Below are 21,343 nucleotides of genomic sequence, written 5' to 3'. Positions count from 1 at the left end.
TACTGTACAATTTTTATATAAAACTGTATACAGGAAAGCATAAATGTTTTAATAGTTTATGCAAGCTTTCTTTATCAGCAAAACGTTAAATAGGATCGTATGACACTTATTATTGATATTAAAGTTGTCCCTCAGGCGGGTTTTCAAAAATGGATTTTAGATAAATCTGGTTTGATAAAGTGTTATGTTAAAAGCCCTCCAGAAAATAATAAAGCCAATAATGAACTTATTGCAATGGTGGCAGATGCTTTACGGTTGCCGAAAGCATCTGTTTCTATTATTTCTGGAGCAACTGCTCGACGTAAAAAAATACGGGTAACATCAGACATAACTTTAGATGATTTTAAAAAGGCATGCGGCTTGGAGGTGCAAAATGCCTTATTATAAGTGGTCAGGTATTTCATTGACGGGCACCACAATAAAGGGTCGGTTATTTGCCAGGACGATCGAGCATTTGACAGCGCATCTCTTGCAGCGCGAAATAGCGCTTATTAAGGCATCGATTACTGTGCGACATAGATTTTTTGGTGATACAAAAACACATATCGCCACGTTTTATCGCCATTTGGCGTCATTGCTGATGTCAGGGATTAGGTTGCACGATGCGTTGTTGATAACGGTATCTACGTGCAATCACAGCTATTTAAAATCTGTTATAGAAGATTGCGCTTGTGCTATTCAAGAAGGCATTCCGCTGAGCAAAGCTTTTGCTTATCACGATGGACTGTTTAGCGATTTTGCGTGCACCATGGTACAGGCAGGAGAAGAGTCGGGGAATCTCAAAGGGGCATTAGGAAGTTTGGCGTTATATGCTGAATATGAACAAAAGTTTTTGAAGTCTATTTATAATTCGCTCTTAATGCCAAGTATCACCTTTATATTTTTCTGTCTCATATTTTTTATCATTTTTATAGGAGTTATACCGCGATTTGAGTCGCTTTTTATGTCATTTGATAAAAAGTTGCCATGGCTGACTACGACTGTTTTTTCTATAAGCCATGGGTTAAGAAGTTGGTATGGATTATTATGTTTAGTAATTTTTACTGGTGTGGCATATGGGATATATATAGTATCTCGGCTATCGCATTATAAAGATACGCTCGATCGCATTGTTCTTATAACGCCAATTTTGGGTGTTTGCGTACGGACTGTTTCGGTGGCATTTTTTTTGCAAACGTTAGCAGTGCTTGTGAAGGGCGGTGTGCGTTTAGTCGATGCTGTTGTTATAGCAAGTAAGCCAATTTCTAATAGGGTATTGCGATCTGAGTTGGAGGCTGTTGCTCGCGATATTACATCGGGTGTTGCTATGAGTGATGCATTAATGCATCAACAATATATTAATTCTTGTGAGTTAGAAGCATTGTGCAAAATTGGAGAATCAACGGGTACATTGGCGGTGATGATAGAACAAGCAGCTCAGTTGTATCGTGAGCGGGTTCATAAATCTTTAACTTTTTTTACTACCATATTGCAGCCGTCATTATTAATTATATTGGGTCTTCTTGTAGGATTGCTTCTTGTTGCCGTATATGTTCCGTTATTAACATTATCTCATTCTTTGGGCTAATCAATTTATTGATTTTATTGCACCTTGTGATACAATAAAATCCTTATGTTTTAAAGCCGGAGTGGCGAAATCGGCAGACGCACGGGACTCAAAATCCCGCGATGGCAACATCATGTCGGTTCGAGTCCGACCTCCGGCACCAGGCTTCGCTTATCCACGCTTGAAGGCTTGGCAATATTAATTGGGGGACTTTATGAACGACTGTGTTTTTTGTGCAATTATAGAACGACAAATACCATCAGAGATTGTTTCCGAAAATAACGATATTATTGTTATAAAAGATAGAGCGCCGAAGGCGCCGATTCATTATCTTATAATTCCTAAAAAACATATTAAAGATATTCAATCTTTTGCGCCTCAAGAATGTTGTTATGGGTCGAAAATGATGCGCATGGCCCAAACACTGTCATCAGAAATCGCAGGTGCATCGGAATTTAAGTTTTTGATTAATAATGGCCATAATGCAGGCCAACGTGTATTTCATTTACACGCGCATTTTTTAGCAGGCACATTATTTACAGATTAAAATAGTTGCCGGGGTGGCGAAATTGGTAGACGCGCAGGTCTCAGAAGCCTGTGGAGTAATATCTGTGCCGGTTCGAATCCGGCCCTCGGCACCAGTCTCCGCTTACCTACGCCTATCGATTGGGCAAGCTACGATTGGCACGGCCAGTTTTTTTAAAAAAATAAAACAATTATTCATCGTTAGGACGGATTATTTTCTTTGATTGTGCAAATTCGTGCACCACTCCTTGAGCGTTTGGCTATTATAACTTTTTGAAGTTTCGCAAAATTTATCAATTTCTTTATCGAGATTTGCGTATTGAGTGCTCAGGCCTACGCTATTACGCGCGCTTAAATTTAAAATTTTTTGTTTTAACTCTATATATTGTTTTTTAAGCTTAATATATTCATCATATGATATTTTTACTTCGATTGTTGCAATATTAATTGTTAGGCATAGGAGTGTTAATAGGTAATACATATGCTTCATATAAACTCCCTTTAAACTTCATTTATTCCTCTACGATTGCTGGTACTGGACTTGTTGACGATGTGTCGTGTCCTTTTAATTTTACTGGATCTTCTTGAGATTCTTTTTTTGCAAGACCATAAATAATCGCACAGCATGAAAGCATGATAACAATGATTGCAATAAGATTATAATTTTTCATAATTTCACTCTTCTTTTTTAATAGGTGTTATTAGAAACTGTTTTTGTATTGCGATAGGCGTAATTGATTGCGCCTCTTTTTGTAGTTCTACGCATTGCGATTTGCGTCCAAGCGCTTCTTCAGATGCGCAAAAAATAGCAATAGTTGCTTGTAAGTTTTTTAGTGCGATGAGCACAGGGATGCGTGAGGGCGTTTCCCTGTGGATTTGTAGCTCTTGTTTAAGGGCGGCAACTCTGTTTTTTAGTTTTTCATAAGTTGCTGATTCCATAGCATTATTTGATATAAATACTGATGATCCAACTATTGTTAAAACAATTGTACAGTAAAAAGAGTTTTTCATAGCCGCTCGCTATTTTATAGTATTATTATATTCCTATTATTAATAATACTATAAGCGGCTCTTTAATATCAATAGTACGATATTTATAGGTAATTATTTTTTGCTATACCAGATCAAATAAGCTTCAATAAAATCCATAAGGTCGCCATCAAGTACTACTTCTGGCTGTCCCGATTCCAACTCGGTTCTATGATCCTTAACTAATTTATAGGGATGCAATACATAGGATCTTATTTGAGATCCCCATTCGATTTTTTTCTTCTCTATAGATGATAATTTTGTTTGTTGTTCATCTTTTTCTTTTTGTACAAGTTTGGCCATGAGCATTTTCATAGCAGTTTCTTTATTTTGAGTTTGTGATCGTTCATTTTGACATTGCACGACAATTCCACTGGGGAAGTGTGTTATGCGAACGGCTGAATCGGTTTTATTAACGTGTTGTCCGCCGGCGCCTCCTGCTCGGTAGGTGTCAACACGTAAATCTTTTGGATCTATTGTTATTTCAACATGATCAGCTTCAGGAGTTATGAAAACTCCAGCAAACGAAGTGTGACGGCGCTTGTTGGCATCGAAGGGCGAAATTCGAACAAGCCTATGGATGCCCTGTTCTCCTTTAAGAAGACCGTATGCATTTTTTCCTTTAATGAATAAAGTTCCTGATTTTATACCGGCGCCTTCCCCTGGTTGGTAATCTATAAGTGTTGCGGTAAGTTTTTCTCGTTCGCAAAATCTTACATACATTCTTAAGAGTATTTCTGACCAGTCTTGAGACTCTGTTCCGCCTGCTCCGGCATTAATGTTTAAAAAGCAATTAGCGCTATCTTGCTCTTCATGTAGTAGTAATAATATTTTAAATCGATTGACCATCTTAATGTATGCAAAAACTTCTGTTTTTAATTTCTCTAATTCGACTTCATCGTGTTCAAAAAGAACTATGAGCTCGGCGAGCTCTTTTTCTGTTGTTATAATTTCTCTATATTGATCGCGTTGCGCGCGTAGAGCTTGTAATCTTTTTAAGATAGTTGCCTGATGAGGGTTTTGCCAAAAATTTTCTTGTAAGCTTTCTGATTCAAGTCTTTCGAACTCCTCTTCATTGTGAGAGTTATTCCAAAAAGCGGTAATCGTTGTTATGTCGGATTCGATTGATTTAAGTTTTTCTTTTAGTTCATCATATAACATATATACATCTTACATATAGAAGGGTTGTTTTTCTTTAAGAATATCATAAAATACCGGTCAATAAGATATATTTATGTACCCTATTTATGCTTTTTAAAACTTTTTATATTATTTTTATAATAAATGTTGACATTGCACCTCATATAGGTATAATTATCCCTGAACTCGACAGCAAGTAGCACTCAAAAACAAGCAAACGCGGTCGAATTCATTGAAATCTTTCTCGAATAAAACGCACCGGTTTTTTATTGTGTTTTTTGAATTTTGTATCGAAAAACAGCTTGAAAACAATTTAATAAAAAACGTTGACATTCAATAATAAACTGGTAGAATTATTTGAGTCTTCAAAAGGAAGCAGTAGCAAGGCAAACCGCCTTGATTGATAAAAAATTTTCTTTGAAATATTCGAAAAAAATTTCTAAAAATTTAGCCTATGATTTTGCGATCATATCCAATTACAATTTTTGTGATGGAGAGTTTGATTCTGGCTCAGAATAAACGCTGGCGGCGTGCCTAACACATGCAAGTCGAGCGAGAAAGGCTTTCGGGCTGAGTAAAGCGGCGAACGGGTGAGTAACGCGTGGGAATCTACCTTTTAGTGAAGAATACCCTCGAGAAATCGAGATTAATACTGCATAAGTCCCTTCGGGGAGAAAGATGGCCTCTTTGCTGTCGCTAAAAGACGAGCCTGCGTACTATTAGCTAGTTGGTGGGGTAAAGGCCTACCAAGGCGATGATGGTTAGCCGGCCTGAGAGGGTGTACGGCCACACTGGAACTTAGACACGGTCCAGACTCCTACGGGAGGCAGCAGTGAGGAATCTTGCGCAATGGGCGAAAGCCTGACGCAGCGACGCCGCGTGGAGGATGAAGGTCTTCGGATTGTAAACTTCTGTTAAGTGGGAAGAAAAACGCAGCTTTAATACAGCTGTATAATGACGGTACCATTAGAGAAAGCACCGGCTAACTTCGTGCCAGCAGCCGCGGTAATACGAAGGGTGCGAGCGTTATTCGGATTTATTGGGCGTAAAGGGTGTGTAGGTGGTGTATTAAGTCAATCATTAAATTTCTCGGCCTAACCGGGAGTCAGTGGTAGATACTGGTACGCTAGAGGATAGAAGAGAGAAGTGGAATTCTCGGAGTAGCGGTAAAATGCGTAGATCTCGAGAGGAACACCGATGGCGAAGGCAGCTTCTTGGTCTATTCCTGACACTGAGGCACGAAAGCGTGGGGAGCAAACAGGATTAGATACCCTGGTAGTCCACGCCGTAAACGATGATCACTAGACGTTGTTCTTGCATTGCAAGATTAGTGTCGTAGCTAACGCGATAAGTGATCCGCCTGGGGAGTACGGTCGCAAGATTAAAACTTAAAGAAATTGACGGGGGTCCGCACAAGCGGTGGAACATGTGGTTTAATTCGACACTACGCGAGGAACCTTACCTAGGCTTGACATGTATTTGACCGCTCTAGAGATAGAGCTTTTCGAGGGTAACTTCGAACAATTACACAGGTGCTGCATGGCTGTCGTCAGCTCGTGTCGTGAGATGTTGGGTTAAGTCCTTTAACGAGCGCAACTCCTGCCGTTAGTTGCTACTTCGTAAGAAGGCACTCTAATGGGACTGCCTGGGAAACCAGGAGGAAGGCGGGAATGACGTCAAGTCCGCATGGTCCTTATGCCTAGGGCGACACACGTGTTACAATGGTTGGTACAAAGAGTTGCAAGCTTGTAAAAGTGAGCCAATCTCAAAAAACCAATCTAAGTTCGGATTGAGGTCTGCAACCCGACCTCATGAAGTTGAAATCGCTAGTAATCGCGTATCAGAACGACGCGGTGAATACGTTCTCGGACCTTGTACACACCGCCCGTCACACCACGAAAGCTGTTTGTACCCGAAATCATTTTAGCTAACCCGCAAGGGAGGCGAGTGCTGAAGGTATGGAGAGTGATTGGGGTGAAGTCGTAACAAGGTAGCTGTAGGAGAACCTGCGGCTGGATCACCTCCTTTCGAGGGAGATTCTTTAATATCTTAAAATTTAAAGTTTTTAAGGTGTGTTTTATGATTGCAAAATCATAGGCTTTTAATATACAGACATACCGGGCCTATAGCTCAGGTGGTTAGAGCACCCCGCTGATAACGGGGAGGTCAGTCGTTCAAGTCGACTTAGGCCCACCATAGCCTAGCCTCCCATCTTGTTTTAGCAAGATTTGTAATCTTAGGGGGATGTAGCTCAGTTGGTAGAGCGCCTGCCTTGCACGCAGGAGGTCATCGGTTCGAATCCGATCATCTCCACCAAAAAAGGTATGTTGAATTTTTTTCGATGTTTATAAAAATTTTGTGTTCTTTGAAATATATGTAATGTAAATTTAATTCTACAAATAACTGAGTTTATCTCAATATAAGTTAGTAAAGTTTGTGATTAATTGAAAAGGGCTTTTGGTGGATGCCTTGGTATCAAGAAGCGATGAAGGAGGCGTAAGGCTGCCATAAGCTTCGGGGAGCTGTCAATAAAGCTACGATCCGGAGATTTCCGAATGGGGAAACCCACCTTAGTTGACCTAAGGTATCTTTATCTGAACACATAGGGTAAAGAAGCGAACGACGTGAACTGAAACATCTAAGTAGCGTTAGGAAGAGAAAACAACGTGATTTCCTCAGTAGTGGTGAGCGAAAGGGAAACAGCCTAAACCTATAACATGTGATAGCCTGCGTGCGTTGTGTTATAGGGGTAGTGGGATTTAGATGATTAAAGAGCGCAATCTTTAGCTTATGTAATATTTAATTTAGCCGAATTGTTCTGGAAAGGGCAACCATAGAAAGTGACAGTCTTGTAAGCGAAAAGTTAAATATAATAAGTATCTATTCTCCCGAGTACCGTAGAGCACGTGAAATTCTGCGGGAATCTGCCCAGACCATCGGGTAAGGCTAAATATTACTTGATGACCGATAGTGAACAAGTACCGTGAGGGAAAGGTGAAAAGAACCCCGAGAGGGGAGTGAAATAGAAACTGAAACCAATTGTCTACAAGCGGTGGAAGCGATGTATACGTACGCGCAACCACGTACCTTTTGCATAATGAGCCAACGAGTTATCGTATGTTGCAAGGTTAAGTTTAGAAAGAACGGAGCCGTAGCGAAAGCAAGTCTGAATAGGGCGTTAAGTAGCATGTGATAGACCCGAAACCTAGTGAGCTATCCATGTCCAGGATGAAGTCTCAGTTAAATGAGATGGAGGTCCGAACCGGTGTAGGTTGAAAACTGCTCGGATGAGGTGTGGATAGGAGTGAAAGGCTAATCAAACTGGGAAATAGCTGGTTCTCCCCGAAATATATTTAGGTATAGCCTTGTTGGATCCGTTGTGGAGGTAAAGCACAGTTTAAGTTTTGGGGGCGCAAGCTTACCGGACTTTTACTAACTCTGAATGCCGCAACGCTAGAAAACAGGAGGCAGACTGTGGGGGATAAGCCTCATAGTCGAGAGGGAAACAGCCCAGACCATCAGCTAAGGTCCCTAAATATTTGTTAAGTGGTAAAAGAAGTGAAAATACACAGACAGCCAGGAGGTTGGCTTAGAAGCAGCCATCCTTTAAAGAAAGCGTAATAGCTCACTGGTCAAGTGTTTTTGCGCTTAAAAACGAGCGGGGCTCAAACAAATTACCGAAGCTATGGCTTGTGTTAAATTTATTTAACGCAGGGGTAGGGGAGCGTTCTCTAGCAGATACGAGCTTGACTGTAAAGACAGGTGATGGGCTAGAGAAGTGAATATGTTGGTATAAGTAACGAAAAAATAGGTGAGATTCCTATTCGCCGTAAGTCTAAGGTTTCCGTGAGATCGGTTCATCCGCTCAGGGTTAGTCGATCCCTAAGCCGAGGCCAATTGGAGTAGGTGATGGAAAACAGGTAAAATATTCCTGTACCACTTATCAGCGATTGAGTGATGGGGTGACGCAGTAGGGTAGGTTATTTTGGCTCATGGTTTGCCAATCTAAGTACAAAGAGGAATTTCGTAGGCAAATCCGCGAAATTGCTATCCTTGAAGTATGATGGGCATGTTGAGCTCTAGTAGCGAGACGTGTTTGACTGATCCCACACTGACTAGAAAAACCTCTAGCGAGTTGTATAAGTGATCGTACCGCAAACCGACACAGGTAGACGGGCTGAAAATGCTCAGGCGTTGAGATAATTATCATTAAGGAACTCGGCAAATTAGCCTCGTAACTTCGGGAGAAGAGGTGCCTATAATGTTACTAGATTATATCTGGAAAGCATTTTTAGGTTTCAACAAAGAGGCCCAACCGACTGTTTAACAAAAACACAGGGCTCTGCGAACTCGTAAGAGGATGTATAGAGTCTGACGCCTGCCCAGTGCCGGAAGGTTAATAGGAGATGTCAATCGCAAGATGAAGCATTGAATTGAAGCCCCGGTAAACGGCGGCCGTAACTATAACGGTCCTAAGGTAGCGAAGTCCCTTGTCGGGTAAGTTCCGACCTGCATGAATGGCGTAACGAGTTGGGCGCTGTCTTAATGATACACTCAGTGAATTTGTAGTACCGGTGAAAATGCCGGTTTCCCGCGACTGGACGGAAAGACCCCGTGCACCTTTACTGTAACTTGACATTGATTTTTGGATCGATATGTGTAGGATAGGCGGGAGGCTTTGAAGTGTGAGCGCTAGCTTGCATGGAGCCAACCTTGAAATACCGCCCTTGTCTGTTTGAAGATCTAACTTCGAATTCCCGTAAGCCGGGCGAAGAACCGTGTCTGGTGGGCAGTTTGACTGGGGTGGTCGCCTCCCAAAATGTAACGGAGGCATTCAAAGGTTCCTTCAAGACGAATAGAAATCGTCGGTAGAGCGTAAACGCATAAAGGAGCTTGACTGCGAGACATACACGTCGAGCAGGTGCGAAAGCAGGAGTTAGTGATCCAGTAGTTCCGAATGGAAGGGCTATTGCTAAATGGATAAAAGGTACGCCGGGGATAACAGGCTGATCTCCTCTGAGAGTCCATATCGACGAGGAGGTTTGGCACCTCGATGTCGGATCATCGCATCCTGGGGCTGGAGAAGGTCCCAAGGGTCTGGCTGTTCGCCAGTTAAAGCGGTACGTGATCTGGGTTCAGAACGTCGCAAGACAGTTCGGTCCTTATCCGTCGTGGGCGTAGGGTATTTGAGAGGAGTTGTTCCTAGTACGAGAGGACCGGAATGAGTGAGCCTCTGGTGTTCCAGTTGTTTACCATAAGCAAGCTGGGTAGCCACGCTCGTAAGAGATAACCGCTGAAAGCATCTAAGTGGGAAACTCGCCTCAAGATAAGATACCCCTTTTTGGAGCAATCCAAAAAATAAGATTCCTTGAAGACTACGAGGTCGATAGGCTGGGTGTGTAAGCACAGTAATGTGTTCAGCTAACCAGTACTAATAAATCGAATGTTTTAATCACGTTTTTTATAAAACGTCTTTGCTAACGATAAAAATTTTAGGGAATTAAGTTTACATTGCATGTATTTCAAGACACAAATAAAAATTTGAAAAATTTCCTTGGTGGGTATAGTTGTAGGGTCACACCCGTTCCCATTCCGAATACGGAAGTTAAGTCTACAACGCCGATTGTACTTGCCTGGTAACGGGCTGGAAGAGTAGGTACTGCCAGGGATTAAATTAGGGCCTCGAGTTACACTCGGGGCTTTTTTTATCTAGGTTATATTAGTTTAGAGATAAGAAAAAAGATTAGTAATACAAATTTTAAAGATTTTCCTGGTGGGTATAGTTGTGGGGTCACACCCGTTCCCATTCCGAATACGGAAGTTAAGTCTACAGCGCCGATTGTACTTGCCTGGTAACGGGCTGGAAGAGTAGGTACTGCCAGGGATTAAATTACGCCTCGAGCTATGCTCGGGGCTTTTTTTATGCCTAATTTTCTTGAAAATGCGCTATGATAACCCCTGGCAGCTTTCTATTTGAATAATTACACAGATGTAAATTTGACAAAATTATAGATTAGTATAATATTTGTAATATAATTATTTAAATAATAAGAATAGATTGATGGAGAAATTTATGAAATTATTACGATATTTTTTAACAATTGTATGTTTATCGGCTTCATTTCAAGGTGCATGCGCCTATGATATTGATAAGTTAAAGATCGCTTCAGAGCCGTTAAAGTACAGGGTAGAAGATATGCTTGAAAATAAAGCGTATTTAAAAAAATACTGCATTGAATATGTTAAAGCTGATAAATTAACCGATGCGATTAAAGCCTGTTATAAACAATGTGAAATTGATTATTGGTTTAAGTTTTTAGATTATTGCTACATTACTGGTGACCAAAATGATAATAATATTAAAAAAACCAAAAACATTTTGACTTTTTATGCAGAATATCCGTATATAACAGGCTCTGTATTAGATGTAGAGCACTTTGATGGTGTACCATATTGCGTTAGACATGCTTGGCAAGCAAATCTCAATAATGAAGCTTATGATAGGTTATTTAATGTTATCTATGAAAGACCTTTGTCAGATGAAGAAAAAGCAGCATTGATATGTAAGGACGAATCTGCTTCAAGCAAAAGTGTGCAGAAGCGTTTAGAGCTCATGCATTTATATAACAAATTTACTGAATTATATAAATCGGGTGACGATATTATTAAAAAAACAAGATTAGATTCGGGTATTGAATTTCCTTTAGAAAAAAAATATGGAACGCTTTGTTATGCTGGAGTCATTTTTTATCACTAGAAGAATCAGTAATAATAACTAATCGAGGTAATTATGCGTTTTTTAAAATATTATATTTTTAATTTAGCTTTAGTAATATCGAGCCAGCTTTTTTCTGCAACTGACATGCCAAGTCATGTTTATAATACGGTGGCACACTTTAGAGATGCTCATGCTGATATAAAAAATATGAGTAAGTTTAAATATTATTATTTAAAATTTAAAGATTTGAGTAAAGATAAGTGCCCGCTTCTTACAGTTGAAGAGTACTCGGCGGTAACTTTTTTTTATAATGCTGTAGAATTTGAACAAGACTGGAACAAATTTTTTAGATATTGTTATGCAACGGATATTGCTTTTTGCACCGAATGTCATGGTACGTATGCTAAAAGTAGAAAAATTTTAGATGTTATTTTTAACCCTGAATATCAAAATTGTTCAAAAGATTTGTTCATATATGTCTTGTATGAAGCGCTTTATGATGAAAAGCCAACAAAAATTAATCAAAAAAAGCGCTCAGAATTGATTAATGAATGTTTACAGATTTTAGATAAAGCCGCATGTGAGATTGGATTAAGTAATCCCGGATCGATGAAAAAGTGGTTCCAATACTATATTAATTATGTGATTAAGAAAAAAATTACAATACATTCTTGGACCGGCGGCGCAAAATCCCGTTGGGGCGGTTCTACGTATTATTATTATGTTGATTCAGCAAAAACGCGAAGGTGAAATTTATGAAATTGTTACGATATTTTTTAACAATTGTATGTTTATCTGCTTCGTTTAAAGGCGCATGTGCTTATGATATTGATAAATTAAAGCAAGCCGTTCCTGACGTTTGGAAGCACATGATAGGGAGGCTTGATGAAGAAAAATTAGAACTTCAAGATAAATCACCTCTTCAATTTTTCAAATCTTTACAAATTTCTGAAGGAATAGGCATTGGCTTTAAAAAATTTGCGGTAGATTCTATGTTGCGATTTATGAGTTATTGTTATGTGGACGGAGATCAAAATAATAATAATATTAAAAAAACGAAAAAGATTTTTGAAATATTAAAGAAATATTATACGCCCTGGATTGTAACACGTTGGGGAGCTTCCCATGAAGAGGGTGAAAAACTAAAGCATGAGCGAATGCTTAAGCGTTATCCATTGTTAAAAGAAAATATAATTTTAATGCACAAGGGCACGGTGAAAAACCGTGCCCTTCTTTAATATAGCTAATTACTTATTTTGAGCAGCAGCAGCCACTGCCTTCTGAGCACTCAAGAAGAAAATCAACAACAATTTGTGACCATGTTTCCAGCGTATCATAATGCATATCGCATTCTTCTAACGTGACAAGTCTTCCGCTTTTTAGTTCTGATTTGACGCTAATAAGTGGGGAGTCGCCGCGGAGGAGATAGACAAATCCAACATGAACCTTACCGACTTCATTCGAATCGTCATTGAGAAGGCCGAGCGGTTCTACTGTATAAGACCCTTTATAATCAACTTCTTCTTCAAATTCGCGCGTAGCCCAGCTGATAATATCGTCACCAGTGATATCTTCCTCTCTGATGTGACCACCAATACCGAGACTCATTTTACTTTTAAGCCGCTGCTCGGTTGCATGAGGTTGGCGTTGCATTAAGAAAAACGTATCTTCATAAGTAAAAATAAGATACGGGATAATCTGCTTATATTCAGGATCGAGCTCCATTTGGGAGCGCGGCAAAAATTGCTTTTTTTGGCTTATTATGTTGCTAAAATAGGCTTGGTCGACTTCTTGTAGGCCATGCCATGCAATAACCGGGAATAGGTCTGTTCGTTTAACAACAAGTATGTTTTCATCGTGTTCTGTAACGACGGGTGTGGGCTTTTGTTCTTGTATTTTCACAATTACCTTTTTTATATGTAAAGAGATGTTTTTATTAATAATCCTAACCGTTATTGAGTCACTTGCCAAGGGGAATCCGCTTGCGTTTTTTTGGTATTTTGTTATCTTGAGAAATTATTAATAATTCATCTTAAGGAGTCATCATGTCCACTCGCAGTCACAGTAAGTCTGACGTGCGAAATGCTCAGGCAGCATCCATCTCATTATCTATCTCATCACATGTATCATGTATTTTGTATGGCGCGGGTTGTTGTCCGGCCGTTTTTTCGTGTAATATGTGGCGGTAAGCCTCATATTTTTTATTATTTTTAGCCTTTATTTTTTCTCCTTTTTTACTTGAAAGATTTTATGAATAAGAAATTTTTATCTATTGTTGTTATGACAAGCTTGACTATATTTGCGATGCTTTTTGGTGCTGGTAATTTGATGTTTCCGTTACGTGTTGGCATGGAGTCTGGTAGCAATGTTTTGGCGGGGCTTGCGGGGTTTATTGTAACGGGAGTTATTTTGCCCTTGCTCGGCTTATTGGCCATTGTTTCATTTAATGGAAATTATCGAGTTTTTTTTGATAGGCTTGGTACACCATTTGGTTTTATAGCAACGCTTTTTTGTATGATGATTATTGGGCCGTTGGTGGTTATGCCTCGTATTGTGATGTTGTCTTATGAAATGTTGCAACCGTTTTTACCGGCAATGTCGCCACTGATTTTTGCTGTTTTCTTTTTGAGCTTAACTTTTTTTGCTACGTATAAGCCAAGTCGATTGCTTGATATTATTGGTAAATTTTTAAGTCCGCTTAAAGTGACGAGCATACTTCTCATTATTGTTATTGGTATGGTAAAGGGAGTTACGATCACGCCAAGTGCATTTTCTGTAAAAAAATTATTTATTGATGGTCTTCATTATGGCTATTATACGCTCGATTTAATAGGGTCGATTTTTTTTGGATCTATGATTGTTTCATTGTTAACTCGTTATGCGCACGCTGATGAAAAAACGTCAACACGCAATGCTATTAAAATCGCTGGCATTTCTAGTATTTGCGCTGCATTTTTATTGGCTGGGGTATATGTTGGCATGGGGTATTTAGGCGCATTTCACGGGCATGGGTTGGAAGCTCTTAATGAAGGACAGATATTTAGCGCTATTTCATTAAGGATTTTAGGAACGTATGGCGCTGCTTTGATAGGTTTAACCGTGTTCTTGGCATGCTTTACAACAACGGTGTCATTAACGGCAGTTGTTGCTGATTATGTTCAACATTCACTCTTGCGTGGTAACATTAATTACATGCATTCTGTAGGCTTAGTTTTGGTGACTACGGCCGCAATTGCTCGCATGGGACTTACAGCAATCTTGGATTTTTCTGTTCCTTTTATTGTCGCCGCTTATCCGATCTTTATTGTTATTACATTATGTAATATACTGTATAAGCTATTTGGATTTAAGTATATTAAATTGCCGGTGGCTATAACTCTTTTGTATGTTATATATGTTTCATTATTATAATTTTAATTATAAAAGCCAGGGGTTTTTTATGAATTTTATTTTTGTATTGTTATGTGCTATTTCCAGTGTTTATGCTATGGAAGAAGGTATGACGAAATATCAGAAGGATATTACTCAAAAATTTCCTGATAAGATAGTAAAATCTTCGTCTGCGCCTGGTTCTGCGCATGTTGGTAAATCAATGAAGAAGAGTCCAATAAAAAGGGCATTAACCATACATGAGATACAAATATCAACCGATAGAGTAAAAAAAGATAAAGCAGTTGAAGTTGATAGTTATATGGATGAGCTAAGGGCTTTGAGTGCGCCCAGCCGGCCTACTTTTCGGATGGAAAATTATGTTACGCCAAATGACAAGCTCGTGTTAAAGTCTGTTTTTAACTTGCTTCTACAGAGGGAGCAAAAACTGATAAATAATCTACAAAATGCGGCTCTAAAGATTGATCAGTACAAGAATCAATATTCTGTTGAACAGTTGAATAATGCAGAATTAAAAATACAGGAGCTTCATGATGCATTATCAAATATTACGATACAAAAGTCTTTAATAAATCAATTGCATCATACAATAATCTTGAAACAGGGTGATATGATTATAGATGATCTTGGTAATTACGGGGAAGTGCAGAATTTGGTTAAAAAGTGTAAACAACAAATGCAAGAGGCGAAAAACTTAAAAAATAAGCAAGCGTCTCAAGCAAATAATAATGATCCAAAATCAGAAATGTAAAACTATGATATATGTGGTAATGCTGCTTGCTGTTTCTATGAGTTATGCCATGGAAGAGGGCGGGAATAGTAGATCGGTTAAGCGCAAGATTTTATCGCCAGAAGAGAAGCTGCTCGCTACGCATTCAACTCCTATGAATTTTGTTGTCACAGAAGATTGCTCTGAAGCATTAGTTGGCATGGGTAACAATCTTGATGCTTTAGAAAAAGTATTGCAAGATGAGAAAGAAACGTTATCAGATAGTATCAAAAGCGGGCTGTTAGATGGATATGAAGAGCATGCGGTGCTGGTATCTCTTGATGCAACAAATAAGCAGCTGATGGCTGGGTTTATGAAAAAAAAACAGATACAGTCGTTAGCACATGCGTTTAATGCTAAATTTGATAAAAAAAAGGGCGAATGTTTATTATTTGCTGAGCAGTATACACACTTGAAGGGGTTCATTGGATCAAAGCCGCAGGATGATAAAAATAAAAAAAAATTGGCGCTGAAACGGTTGCAAGAAACAGCTGACGTTCTGTCGACATTTGTTGGTGATGATCCCATAAAAATTGCCGCTCACGAAGAGCTTTTAAAGAAAATACATGTTTTGTCAGTTGAAGAGAATAATAACCCAAAATCAGAGATTTGAAGCTATGATATCTAAAAAATATATTTTTATTGTATTGGTAACGGTTTATTCTGTTTTAACGCCAATGAATATGATTGTTTCTGAAAAACAATTATCCGTGGCAAACAACATGTTGCGAGAGCTTGAAGCGGAAGAGACTGAACTTGTGAGTGAATTGGAAAGCGCATCGCGTAATAATAAATATATTTCTCAAGCAAAATGTGAATTATCTCGAGTAAGAAATAAAAAAAATAATTTACAAGATGTGCTCGCTTCTGGAATTAATCAGGTTGCTGGTAATATGAGCTTTCCTGTGGAGCAATATGAGAAATTGATTGATTATGGCATTGTGTCGATTATGCAAAAATCTTCTGATGTTGATTCACAGCAAGATTGTAAAGTTATAAGACAAGCGTTAGAAGATTTTATTAAAAATAAAAAACAAGAAAAAGTCGGACAAGAAATAGAAATTTATAATAGAAGTAAAACTACAGATAAATCTGAGATATAAACATGATATATCACTTTACGCCAATAGAAAAAAAATGGCAGGAGCGGTGGGCGAAAAATCCTCCAGCAAAAACAAAACCTACGGGGGATGGTAAGAAATTTTATTGTTTAGATATGTTTCCGTATCCTTCCGGTTCTGGCCTGCACGTTGGTCATTGGCGTGGATATGTGTTATCGGATGTTTATGCGCGTATAAAATGGTTACAGGGCTATAATATATTACATCCAATGGGCTGGGATGCCTTTGGATTGCCTGCAGAAAACGATGCTATTAAAAAGGGCATTCAGCCTCAAATAAGTACTGAACGCAATATTGCTGCTTTTAAAAAACAGCTTGAGCAAGTTGCCGCATTGTATGATTGGTCAAAAGAACTTAATACCACTGATCCTGATTATTATAAATGGACGCAGTGGATTTTTGTACAAATGTTTAAGGCTGGTCTTGCGTATGAATCATTTGTGCCCATTAACTGGTGTCCATCTTGTTTGACGGGGCTTGCTAATGAAGAAGTGGTGAGCAATGCGTGTGAGCGTTGCGGTACGCACGTTGAGCAAAAGAATGTTCGGCAGTGGGTGCTCAAAATTACTGAATATGCAGAGCAATTATTGGATGGTCTTAATAAACTTGAATGGCCTGAAAAAGTTAAGGCGATGCAACGTAATTGGATTGGTAAAAGTGAAGGGCTTGTTTTTACAGCTCCGGTAAAAGATTCTGATCTTGTTATACAAACATATTCAACTCATTTTGAAGCGTTTTCAGCAGATACGTTTGTTGTGATAGCGCCTGATCATGCTTTATTACCCAAGCTATTAGAAGGCGTTGATAATAAAGCAGAGATTTTGGATACATGTGCAAAAATTATCGAAGCTCGTGCAAATAATCCTGAAAAATTAGTGCAAGATCCACTCGGTGTATTTACGGGAAAATATATTGTAGATCCTGTAGGCAATGGCGAGTTGCCTATTTGGGTTGCTAGTTTTGTACTTGCTGATTATGGTACAGGCATTGTTAAATGTTCTGCGCATGATGAGCGTGATTTTAGATTCGCAAAAAAATACAATATTCGATTAAAAGCCGTTTTATTTCCTACCGACGCTGAAGAACGCAAAAAAGTTGAACGTTTTGAAGTATGTTATACCGATACGCAGCATGGCATCTTAATTGAGCCGGCACCATTTACTGGTAAAGTTGCCGCACAGGTACGGCAACAAATTGCTGATTATTGCGTAGAAAAGGGTCTTGCAGAAAAAAAAGTCACCTATAAATTGCGTGATTGGGTTTTTTCTCGTCAACGTTATTGGGGCGAGCCGATACCACTTATTCATTGTAATAAGTGTGGCATTGTGCCCGTGCCGGAACGTGAACTTCCGGTGAAGTTGCCGATTGTTGAAAAATATCAACCAACAGGAACGGGCGAATCTCCTCTTGCGGGCATAAGCGAATGGGTTAATACCGTATGTCCAACGTGCAAGGGTCCTGCAAAAAGAGAAACAAATACTATGCCGCAGTGGGCAGGATCATGTTGGTACTTTTTACGTTATCCAAATCCAGATTTACAAGACGAACCATTTAGTCAAAAAGACATGAATTATTGGCTGCCCGTTGATTTATATGTCGGTGGGATAGAGCATGCTATTTTGCATCTTTTATACGCGCGTTTTTATGTAAAATTTTTGTATAACGCAGGTTATTTATCTTTTGATGAGCCATTTAGTCATTTGTTTAATCAGGGTATGGTCTGTAAATATTCAGAAAAATCTGGGCTTGTAGAGAAAATGTCAAAATCAAAAGGCAACGTAGTAAACCCTGATGATATTGTTGAACGATACGGTTCTGATGTGCTGCGTATGTATATTCTTTTCATGGGGCCACCAGAATTAGACTGCGAATGGCAGGATAATGGCTTGGAGGGGATTAAGCGCTTTCTGAATAGATTGTGGGCGCATATGGTGCAGCCAAAAACTTTGGTTGAACAAGAAACCGAAGAAGTAACGCGGCGTGTTCATGTCTTGATTAAGCAAGTTCAGGAGCGTTTGGATGCATTTAAGCCGAATACTGCTATACCTGCATTTATGGAGTTTTTAAATGATGTTCTTGAGAAAGATATGCGTTTAAATAAAGAAAGCATGGAATCAGTTTTAGTGTTGTTATCTACTATGGCACCCCATATCGCGAGTGAACTCTTAGAAAAAATATTACATAAGCAGCTTGATACATGTACGTGGCCTACGTATAATCCTGATTTTGTTCAAACGTCTCAGGTAACTATAGCGGTTCAGGTTAACGGCAAATTACGCGCAAGTATTAATCTTTCGGTGGGACAATCACAGTTGGTCGTTGAGCCGTTGGCCCGACAAGAAATTGCTCAATGGTTGCAGGATAAAACGATTGTTAAAGTTATTTATGTTACCGATAAAATTATTAACTTTGTTATTAAATAGTTAAGATAACTTTTGTGCCTGCCACTGCTTGTATTTCTTCTATGGTTTTTGTCGACAGTGCATTATTTTCAAGGTTGAGATTGTAAAGAGCTGTTGCATATGGCAGCTCTTTGTGCGGAAACTCTGAAAGTCTATTATGTGAAAGATCAAGATCAGTAAGTTCTGGCAGTTGTTGCAAAAAATAATACGGTATACTTTCTAAGTGGTTGTTATTGAGGGCTAGCGTGTTTACTTTTTTGCACGTTTTGAGCCACTTTGGAGCGATAGTTGCTATTGTATTGTTATGTAATTTGAGTTCTTGGAGTTTTGGGCAATTATGGCCAAATTTTTCTGGGATATAGTCAATTCTATTATTGCTGATATCGATATGTATTACCTGTGGTAAGTCGTGTATATTTTCTAAGCATGATGCTGCAAGTTCATTATGGCTAAGATCGAGTTTTTGCATATTGTTGAGCGTAGCTGAAAATTGTACAGGCAGCGTGCGTAATGTATTGTGTGCTACGAACAGGCTCTGCGTTGTTCTAATATCGTGTATGTTTTCAATGCCTGATAGATCAGAGATAGTATATTCTTCCAGATTAAGTGTTTTATTTTTATCCACGAGAAGTGGGGCATTGTAGGTCATGTATTCGTTTACATCGATTGTAATATTTTTGGGGAAATTATTCAGTTTTTCATGCGTTAGCAGGTAATAATATCGTGCAATATTGTTGTAGATTGGCGTATCAAATTTTTCTATTTCTTCTGGTGTTAATGTGTGAGCACATAAACAGTAAAGAGCATTTTTTATACTGTTAGGAGCTTTGTGATATCGTGCAAGTTCAACAAGGTCTTTAAGCGTATGTTTGCTTATTTTTGTTTCTTGATAAAGATACCGAGCGAGCTGTGAAGTTTTTTTATATTCAGGTATAAAAGGGTTTGCGGCATCAATATCATGGTATTTAATACATATACCAAGAAATGCAAGAATGCTTGATGGTTGGGCATGATGCATAAATATACCTATGCTGTTTTCTATGGCGTGCAAAATTTTTTGATGAAATGTTAACTTGCTTATATATGCAGCTGGAATTGTTACACATGCTTTGTCCGATGTTTCAATGATAGCCATTATTTGATTGCCGTTACGCATGCTGTGTATAGATGCGCAATAAAACAATATAATAAAATATTTTTTCAGCATGATTATATTTTCGATTATGTGATTACGTGAGTTGATTTTTTGTACCATGAAATGTTTTCCATGGGTTTCCGTCATAGGTTATTTTATCAAATATGGTGGTGATCGTAAACATATCTGAACGTAATGTGCGATCAGCAAGCTCTTCCCAGTAAAGTGGTGTTGCAACAGGGGCATGTTCGCGTGCTCGGACAGCATACGGAGCAACAGCTGTTGCTCCAAAACTATTACGGAGCGTATCAATAAATACTTTTTTGCCGCGTTTGTCTTTACGAATATCGAGCGTAACATGTTGGGGGCTGTCATGCTCTAGTATATAAGAGCACTTATGTGCAAATTCGCGTACGGTATCAAAATTATCTCTTTGATTAATATGTACTATTACATGGAGACCACGAGACCCTGTTGCCATAAGATAGGGCGTAAGCCCAAGTTCTTCTAATAGTTTTTTGAGATTATGTGCAATATTTTTCACGAGATCAAAGTCGTTACTTGATGGATCAAGATCAAATATTAAGCGATCAGGTTGTTGGAGCTTGTCTATGGTGCTCAGCCATAAGTGCGGTGTAATGCATGCGCTATTTGCAAGGCAGGTAAGCGTTTCTATGTTTTCGCAGACAATATAATGGGTTATTTCGCCATTTTTTTTGGCAATTGGTATCGTTTTTATCCAACTGGGGAAAAAATCCGGCGCATTTTTTTGATAAAACCCTTCATGGTCTATTCCATTTGGGAATCTGTGCATGGTAAGTGGCCTATTGTGCATAAAGGGCAATAGGTGATCTGCGATATTTTGATAATATGTAATAATATTGTGTTTTGTGATTCCACTTTTTGGGAATAATATTTTGTCAGGATTACTTATTTCTACATTTTTTTTAATCACGTTTTTTGTAATCCTGTTTTTTTTATTTTAAACAACAGCCAGTTGTTATCTCCAAGATGAGTTTTGATAAGTGCGTAGGGACCCGTAAGTTTTTTCCCCTCGAGCCATATTTCCATGCGTCCATTATCATAAGATTCTTCGAGGGATTCTTGCTTGAGAGAATAATATGTACCGTGATCCCATATTTTTACGGTCCCCGCACCGTAGTTACCTTCTTGTATAGTCCCGCTAAATGTTGCGTATGCTAGCGGATGATCCTCAGTTGGTATGGCTAGTCTTTTTTCATTAAGTTTTGTAGGAGGGCCTTTTGGTACGGCCCATGATTTTAATACATTGCCGATTTTCAGCCTAAAATCGTAGTGAAGGTGGCTTGCGTCATGCTTTTGCACAACAAAAATATGTTTATGCAAAGTACCCTGTTCCCATGATGGCAGAAATCAAAAAAAGTATGATAAAAACAAAAAATAAAATGCGAGCTACGGCGCTGCTTTCACGAGCAATGCTGGTAAAGCCTAAAATGCCTGCTGCTAGTGCGATAATAAAAAATACTGCTGCCCAATAAAGTAACATAGTTTCCCTTTATATTTTTAAGTATCTAAAAATGTTTACACTT

At 38.8% G+C, this 21,343-nt stretch carries 21 protein-coding genes, 4 tRNA genes and 4 rRNA genes; 20 read left to right on the top strand and 9 right to left on the bottom strand.

Going from position 1 to position 21,343, the window contains the following annotated elements:
* Positions 1–99 precede the first annotated feature (99 nt).
* The 5 genes from WC707_04030 (at position 100) to WC707_04010 (ending at position 2,187) form a co-directional block, all read left to right on the top strand.
* Positions 100–387 carry a DUF167 domain-containing protein gene (locus WC707_04030; protein ID MFA6066320.1) on the top strand — a complete coding sequence of 96 codons (288 nt, stop codon included), beginning with the start codon at positions 100–102 and terminating at the stop codon, positions 385–387.
* A complete protein-coding gene (locus WC707_04025) occupies positions 374–1,567 on the top strand; it encodes a type II secretion system F family protein (GenBank protein ID MFA6066319.1) in 1,194 nt (397 codons plus the stop codon). The genes WC707_04030 and WC707_04025 overlap by 14 nt, the downstream gene beginning before the upstream one ends.
* Before the next feature lie 55 nt (positions 1,568–1,622).
* A tRNA-Leu gene (locus tag WC707_04020) sits at positions 1,623–1,709 on the top strand.
* A 51-nt stretch (positions 1,710–1,760) separates the two neighbouring features.
* Complete coding sequence (locus WC707_04015) at positions 1,761–2,093, top strand: HIT domain-containing protein (protein ID MFA6066318.1); 333 nt, start codon at positions 1,761–1,763, stop codon at positions 2,091–2,093.
* A gap of 7 nt (positions 2,094–2,100) precedes the next feature.
* Positions 2,101–2,187: transfer RNA gene (locus tag WC707_04010), tRNA-Leu, on the top strand.
* Between the two features lie 95 nt (positions 2,188–2,282).
* Here the strand turns inward: WC707_04010 and WC707_04005 are convergent.
* The 4 genes from WC707_04005 to prfB all read right to left on the bottom strand — a co-directional run bounded on the left by WC707_04005 (position 2,283) and on the right by prfB (position 4,261).
* Complete coding sequence (locus tag WC707_04005) at positions 2,283–2,561, bottom strand: hypothetical protein (GenBank protein MFA6066317.1); 279 nt, start codon at positions 2,559–2,561, stop codon at positions 2,283–2,285.
* Between the two features lie 22 nt (positions 2,562–2,583).
* The gene (locus tag WC707_04000) at positions 2,584–2,742 is read right to left on the bottom strand and encodes a hypothetical protein (protein MFA6066316.1); all 159 of its coding nucleotides are present in this window, start codon (positions 2,740–2,742) and stop codon (positions 2,584–2,586) included.
* A 4-nt stretch (positions 2,743–2,746) separates the two neighbouring features.
* Positions 2,747–3,082, bottom strand: a complete 336-nt coding sequence (locus WC707_03995) for a hypothetical protein (GenBank protein MFA6066315.1) — start codon at positions 3,080–3,082, stop codon at positions 2,747–2,749.
* A gap of 93 nt (positions 3,083–3,175) precedes the next feature.
* Positions 3,176–4,261 carry a peptide chain release factor 2 gene (gene prfB / locus WC707_03990; protein ID MFA6066314.1) on the bottom strand — a complete coding sequence of 362 codons (1,086 nt, stop codon included), beginning with the start codon at positions 4,259–4,261 and terminating at the stop codon, positions 3,176–3,178.
* Positions 4,262–4,727: 466 nt separating this feature from the next.
* On the opposite strand from prfB, the gene WC707_03985 reads away from it, so the two are divergent.
* The 9 genes from WC707_03985 (at position 4,728) to WC707_03945 (ending at position 12,196) form a co-directional block, all read left to right on the top strand.
* Positions 4,728–6,268 (top strand): 16S ribosomal RNA (locus WC707_03985).
* 91 nt (positions 6,269–6,359) lie between these two features.
* A tRNA-Ile gene (locus WC707_03980) sits at positions 6,360–6,436 on the top strand.
* A gap of 44 nt (positions 6,437–6,480) precedes the next feature.
* Positions 6,481–6,556, top strand: a tRNA-Ala gene (locus tag WC707_03975).
* 122 nt (positions 6,557–6,678) lie between these two features.
* A 23S ribosomal RNA gene (locus WC707_03970) occupies positions 6,679–9,696 on the top strand.
* A gap of 97 nt (positions 9,697–9,793) precedes the next feature.
* Positions 9,794–9,908, top strand: a 5S ribosomal RNA gene (gene rrf, locus WC707_03965).
* 101 nt (positions 9,909–10,009) lie between these two features.
* Positions 10,010–10,124 (top strand): 5S ribosomal RNA (gene rrf, locus WC707_03960).
* Together the 16S, 23S and 5S rRNA genes with 2 tRNA genes alongside form the textbook arrangement of a ribosomal RNA operon.
* A gap of 189 nt (positions 10,125–10,313) precedes the next feature.
* Positions 10,314–10,997, top strand: coding sequence for a hypothetical protein (locus WC707_03955; GenBank protein MFA6066313.1), 684 nt, complete (start codon positions 10,314–10,316; stop codon positions 10,995–10,997).
* 33 nt (positions 10,998–11,030) lie between these two features.
* Positions 11,031–11,708: a hypothetical protein gene (locus WC707_03950; protein MFA6066312.1), complete on the top strand. Its 678-nt coding sequence runs from the start codon at positions 11,031–11,033 to the stop codon at positions 11,706–11,708.
* Between the two features lie 5 nt (positions 11,709–11,713).
* Positions 11,714–12,196, top strand: coding sequence for a hypothetical protein (locus WC707_03945; GenBank protein MFA6066311.1), 483 nt, complete (start codon positions 11,714–11,716; stop codon positions 12,194–12,196).
* 13 nt (positions 12,197–12,209) lie between these two features.
* On the opposite strand, the gene WC707_03940 is transcribed toward WC707_03945, so the two are convergent.
* On the bottom strand, positions 12,210–12,860 hold the full coding sequence (locus WC707_03940; protein MFA6066310.1) for a hypothetical protein: 651 nt from the start codon (positions 12,858–12,860) through the stop codon (positions 12,210–12,212).
* Positions 12,861–13,003: 143 nt separating this feature from the next.
* Here WC707_03940 and WC707_03935 point away from each other — a divergent pair, with 143 nt between their 5' ends.
* The 6 genes from WC707_03935 (at position 13,004) to leuS (ending at position 18,661) form a co-directional block, all read left to right on the top strand.
* Entirely contained in the window at positions 13,004–13,147 is a 144-nt protein-coding gene (locus tag WC707_03935) for a hypothetical protein (GenBank protein ID MFA6066309.1), read from the top strand.
* A gap of 61 nt (positions 13,148–13,208) precedes the next feature.
* Positions 13,209–14,369 (top strand): branched-chain amino acid transport system II carrier protein, encoded by a 1,161-nt coding sequence (brnQ, locus tag WC707_03930; GenBank protein ID MFA6066308.1) that lies wholly within the window; start codon positions 13,209–13,211, stop codon positions 14,367–14,369.
* A gap of 28 nt (positions 14,370–14,397) precedes the next feature.
* On the top strand, positions 14,398–15,099 hold the full coding sequence (locus WC707_03925; protein ID MFA6066307.1) for a hypothetical protein: 702 nt from the start codon (positions 14,398–14,400) through the stop codon (positions 15,097–15,099).
* A 4-nt stretch (positions 15,100–15,103) separates the two neighbouring features.
* Complete coding sequence (locus WC707_03920; protein MFA6066306.1) at positions 15,104–15,730, top strand: hypothetical protein; 627 nt, start codon at positions 15,104–15,106, stop codon at positions 15,728–15,730.
* Positions 15,731–15,734: 4 nt separating this feature from the next.
* Positions 15,735–16,220, top strand: coding sequence for a hypothetical protein (locus WC707_03915; GenBank protein ID MFA6066305.1), 486 nt, complete (start codon positions 15,735–15,737; stop codon positions 16,218–16,220).
* 2 nt (positions 16,221–16,222) lie between these two features.
* A complete protein-coding gene (leuS, locus tag WC707_03910; GenBank protein MFA6066304.1) occupies positions 16,223–18,661 on the top strand; it encodes a leucine--tRNA ligase in 2,439 nt (812 codons plus the stop codon).
* On the opposite strand, the gene WC707_03905 is transcribed toward leuS, so the two are convergent.
* The 4 genes from WC707_03905 to WC707_03890 are packed head-to-tail and all read right to left on the bottom strand — an operon-like array spanning position 18,654 to position 21,300.
* Positions 18,654–19,895: a leucine-rich repeat domain-containing protein gene (locus WC707_03905; GenBank protein MFA6066303.1), complete on the bottom strand. Its 1,242-nt coding sequence runs from the start codon at positions 19,893–19,895 to the stop codon at positions 18,654–18,656. The two genes, leuS and WC707_03905, sit on opposite strands and share 8 nt — an antisense overlap.
* Entirely contained in the window at positions 19,870–20,730 is an 861-nt protein-coding gene (gene ligD / locus WC707_03900; protein ID MFA6066302.1) for a non-homologous end-joining DNA ligase, read from the bottom strand. Before ligD ends, WC707_03905 begins: the two co-directional genes overlap by 26 nt.
* Positions 20,727–21,140: a DNA polymerase ligase N-terminal domain-containing protein gene (locus WC707_03895; GenBank protein MFA6066301.1), complete on the bottom strand. Its 414-nt coding sequence runs from the start codon at positions 21,138–21,140 to the stop codon at positions 20,727–20,729. Before WC707_03895 ends, ligD begins: the two co-directional genes overlap by 4 nt.
* On the bottom strand, positions 21,133–21,300 hold the full coding sequence (locus WC707_03890) for a DUF1328 domain-containing protein (GenBank protein MFA6066300.1): 168 nt from the start codon (positions 21,298–21,300) through the stop codon (positions 21,133–21,135). The genes WC707_03895 and WC707_03890 overlap by 8 nt, the downstream gene beginning before the upstream one ends.
* Positions 21,301–21,343: the final 43 nt, after the last annotated feature.

This window comes from Candidatus Babeliaceae bacterium (genome assembly GCA_041660765.1).
Classification (GTDB): Bacteria; Babelota; Babeliae; order Babelales; family Babelaceae; genus JBAZVR01.
This window is presented reverse-complemented; position numbering and strand designations above follow the sequence as displayed.

Bases quoted from the DNA above. Each gene is read 5' to 3' on its own strand.
- WC707_03995 (MFA6066315.1), bottom strand. From the start codon at position 3,082: ATGAAAAACTCTTTTTACTGTACAATTGTTTTAACAATAGTTGGATCA.
- WC707_04015 (MFA6066318.1), top strand. From the start codon at position 1,761: ATGAACGACTGTGTTTTTTGTGCAATTATAGAACGACAAATACCATCA.
- WC707_04005 (MFA6066317.1), bottom strand. From the start codon at position 2,561: ATGAAGCATATGTATTACCTATTAACACTCCTATGCCTAACAATTAAT.
- WC707_03915 (MFA6066305.1), top strand. From the start codon at position 15,735: ATGATATCTAAAAAATATATTTTTATTGTATTGGTAACGGTTTATTCT.
- WC707_04030 (MFA6066320.1), top strand. From the start codon at position 100: ATGACACTTATTATTGATATTAAAGTTGTCCCTCAGGCGGGTTTTCAA.
- WC707_03955 (MFA6066313.1), top strand. From the start codon at position 10,314: ATGAAATTATTACGATATTTTTTAACAATTGTATGTTTATCGGCTTCA.
- WC707_04000 (MFA6066316.1), bottom strand. From the start codon at position 2,742: ATGAAAAATTATAATCTTATTGCAATCATTGTTATCATGCTTTCATGC.
- WC707_03890 (MFA6066300.1), bottom strand. From the start codon at position 21,300: ATGTTACTTTATTGGGCAGCAGTATTTTTTATTATCGCACTAGCAGCA.
- WC707_03905 (MFA6066303.1), bottom strand. From the start codon at position 19,895: ATGGTACAAAAAATCAACTCACGTAATCACATAATCGAAAATATAATC.
- WC707_03950 (MFA6066312.1), top strand. From the start codon at position 11,031: ATGCGTTTTTTAAAATATTATATTTTTAATTTAGCTTTAGTAATATCG.
- leuS (MFA6066304.1), top strand. From the start codon at position 16,223: ATGATATATCACTTTACGCCAATAGAAAAAAAATGGCAGGAGCGGTGG.
- WC707_04025 (MFA6066319.1), top strand. From the start codon at position 374: ATGCCTTATTATAAGTGGTCAGGTATTTCATTGACGGGCACCACAATA.
- WC707_03925 (MFA6066307.1), top strand. From the start codon at position 14,398: ATGAATTTTATTTTTGTATTGTTATGTGCTATTTCCAGTGTTTATGCT.
- WC707_03945 (MFA6066311.1), top strand. From the start codon at position 11,714: ATGAAATTGTTACGATATTTTTTAACAATTGTATGTTTATCTGCTTCG.
- brnQ (MFA6066308.1), top strand. From the start codon at position 13,209: ATGAATAAGAAATTTTTATCTATTGTTGTTATGACAAGCTTGACTATA.
- WC707_03920 (MFA6066306.1), top strand. From the start codon at position 15,104: ATGATATATGTGGTAATGCTGCTTGCTGTTTCTATGAGTTATGCCATG.
- prfB (MFA6066314.1), bottom strand. From the start codon at position 4,261: ATGTTATATGATGAACTAAAAGAAAAACTTAAATCAATCGAATCCGAC.
- WC707_03935 (MFA6066309.1), top strand. From the start codon at position 13,004: ATGTCCACTCGCAGTCACAGTAAGTCTGACGTGCGAAATGCTCAGGCA.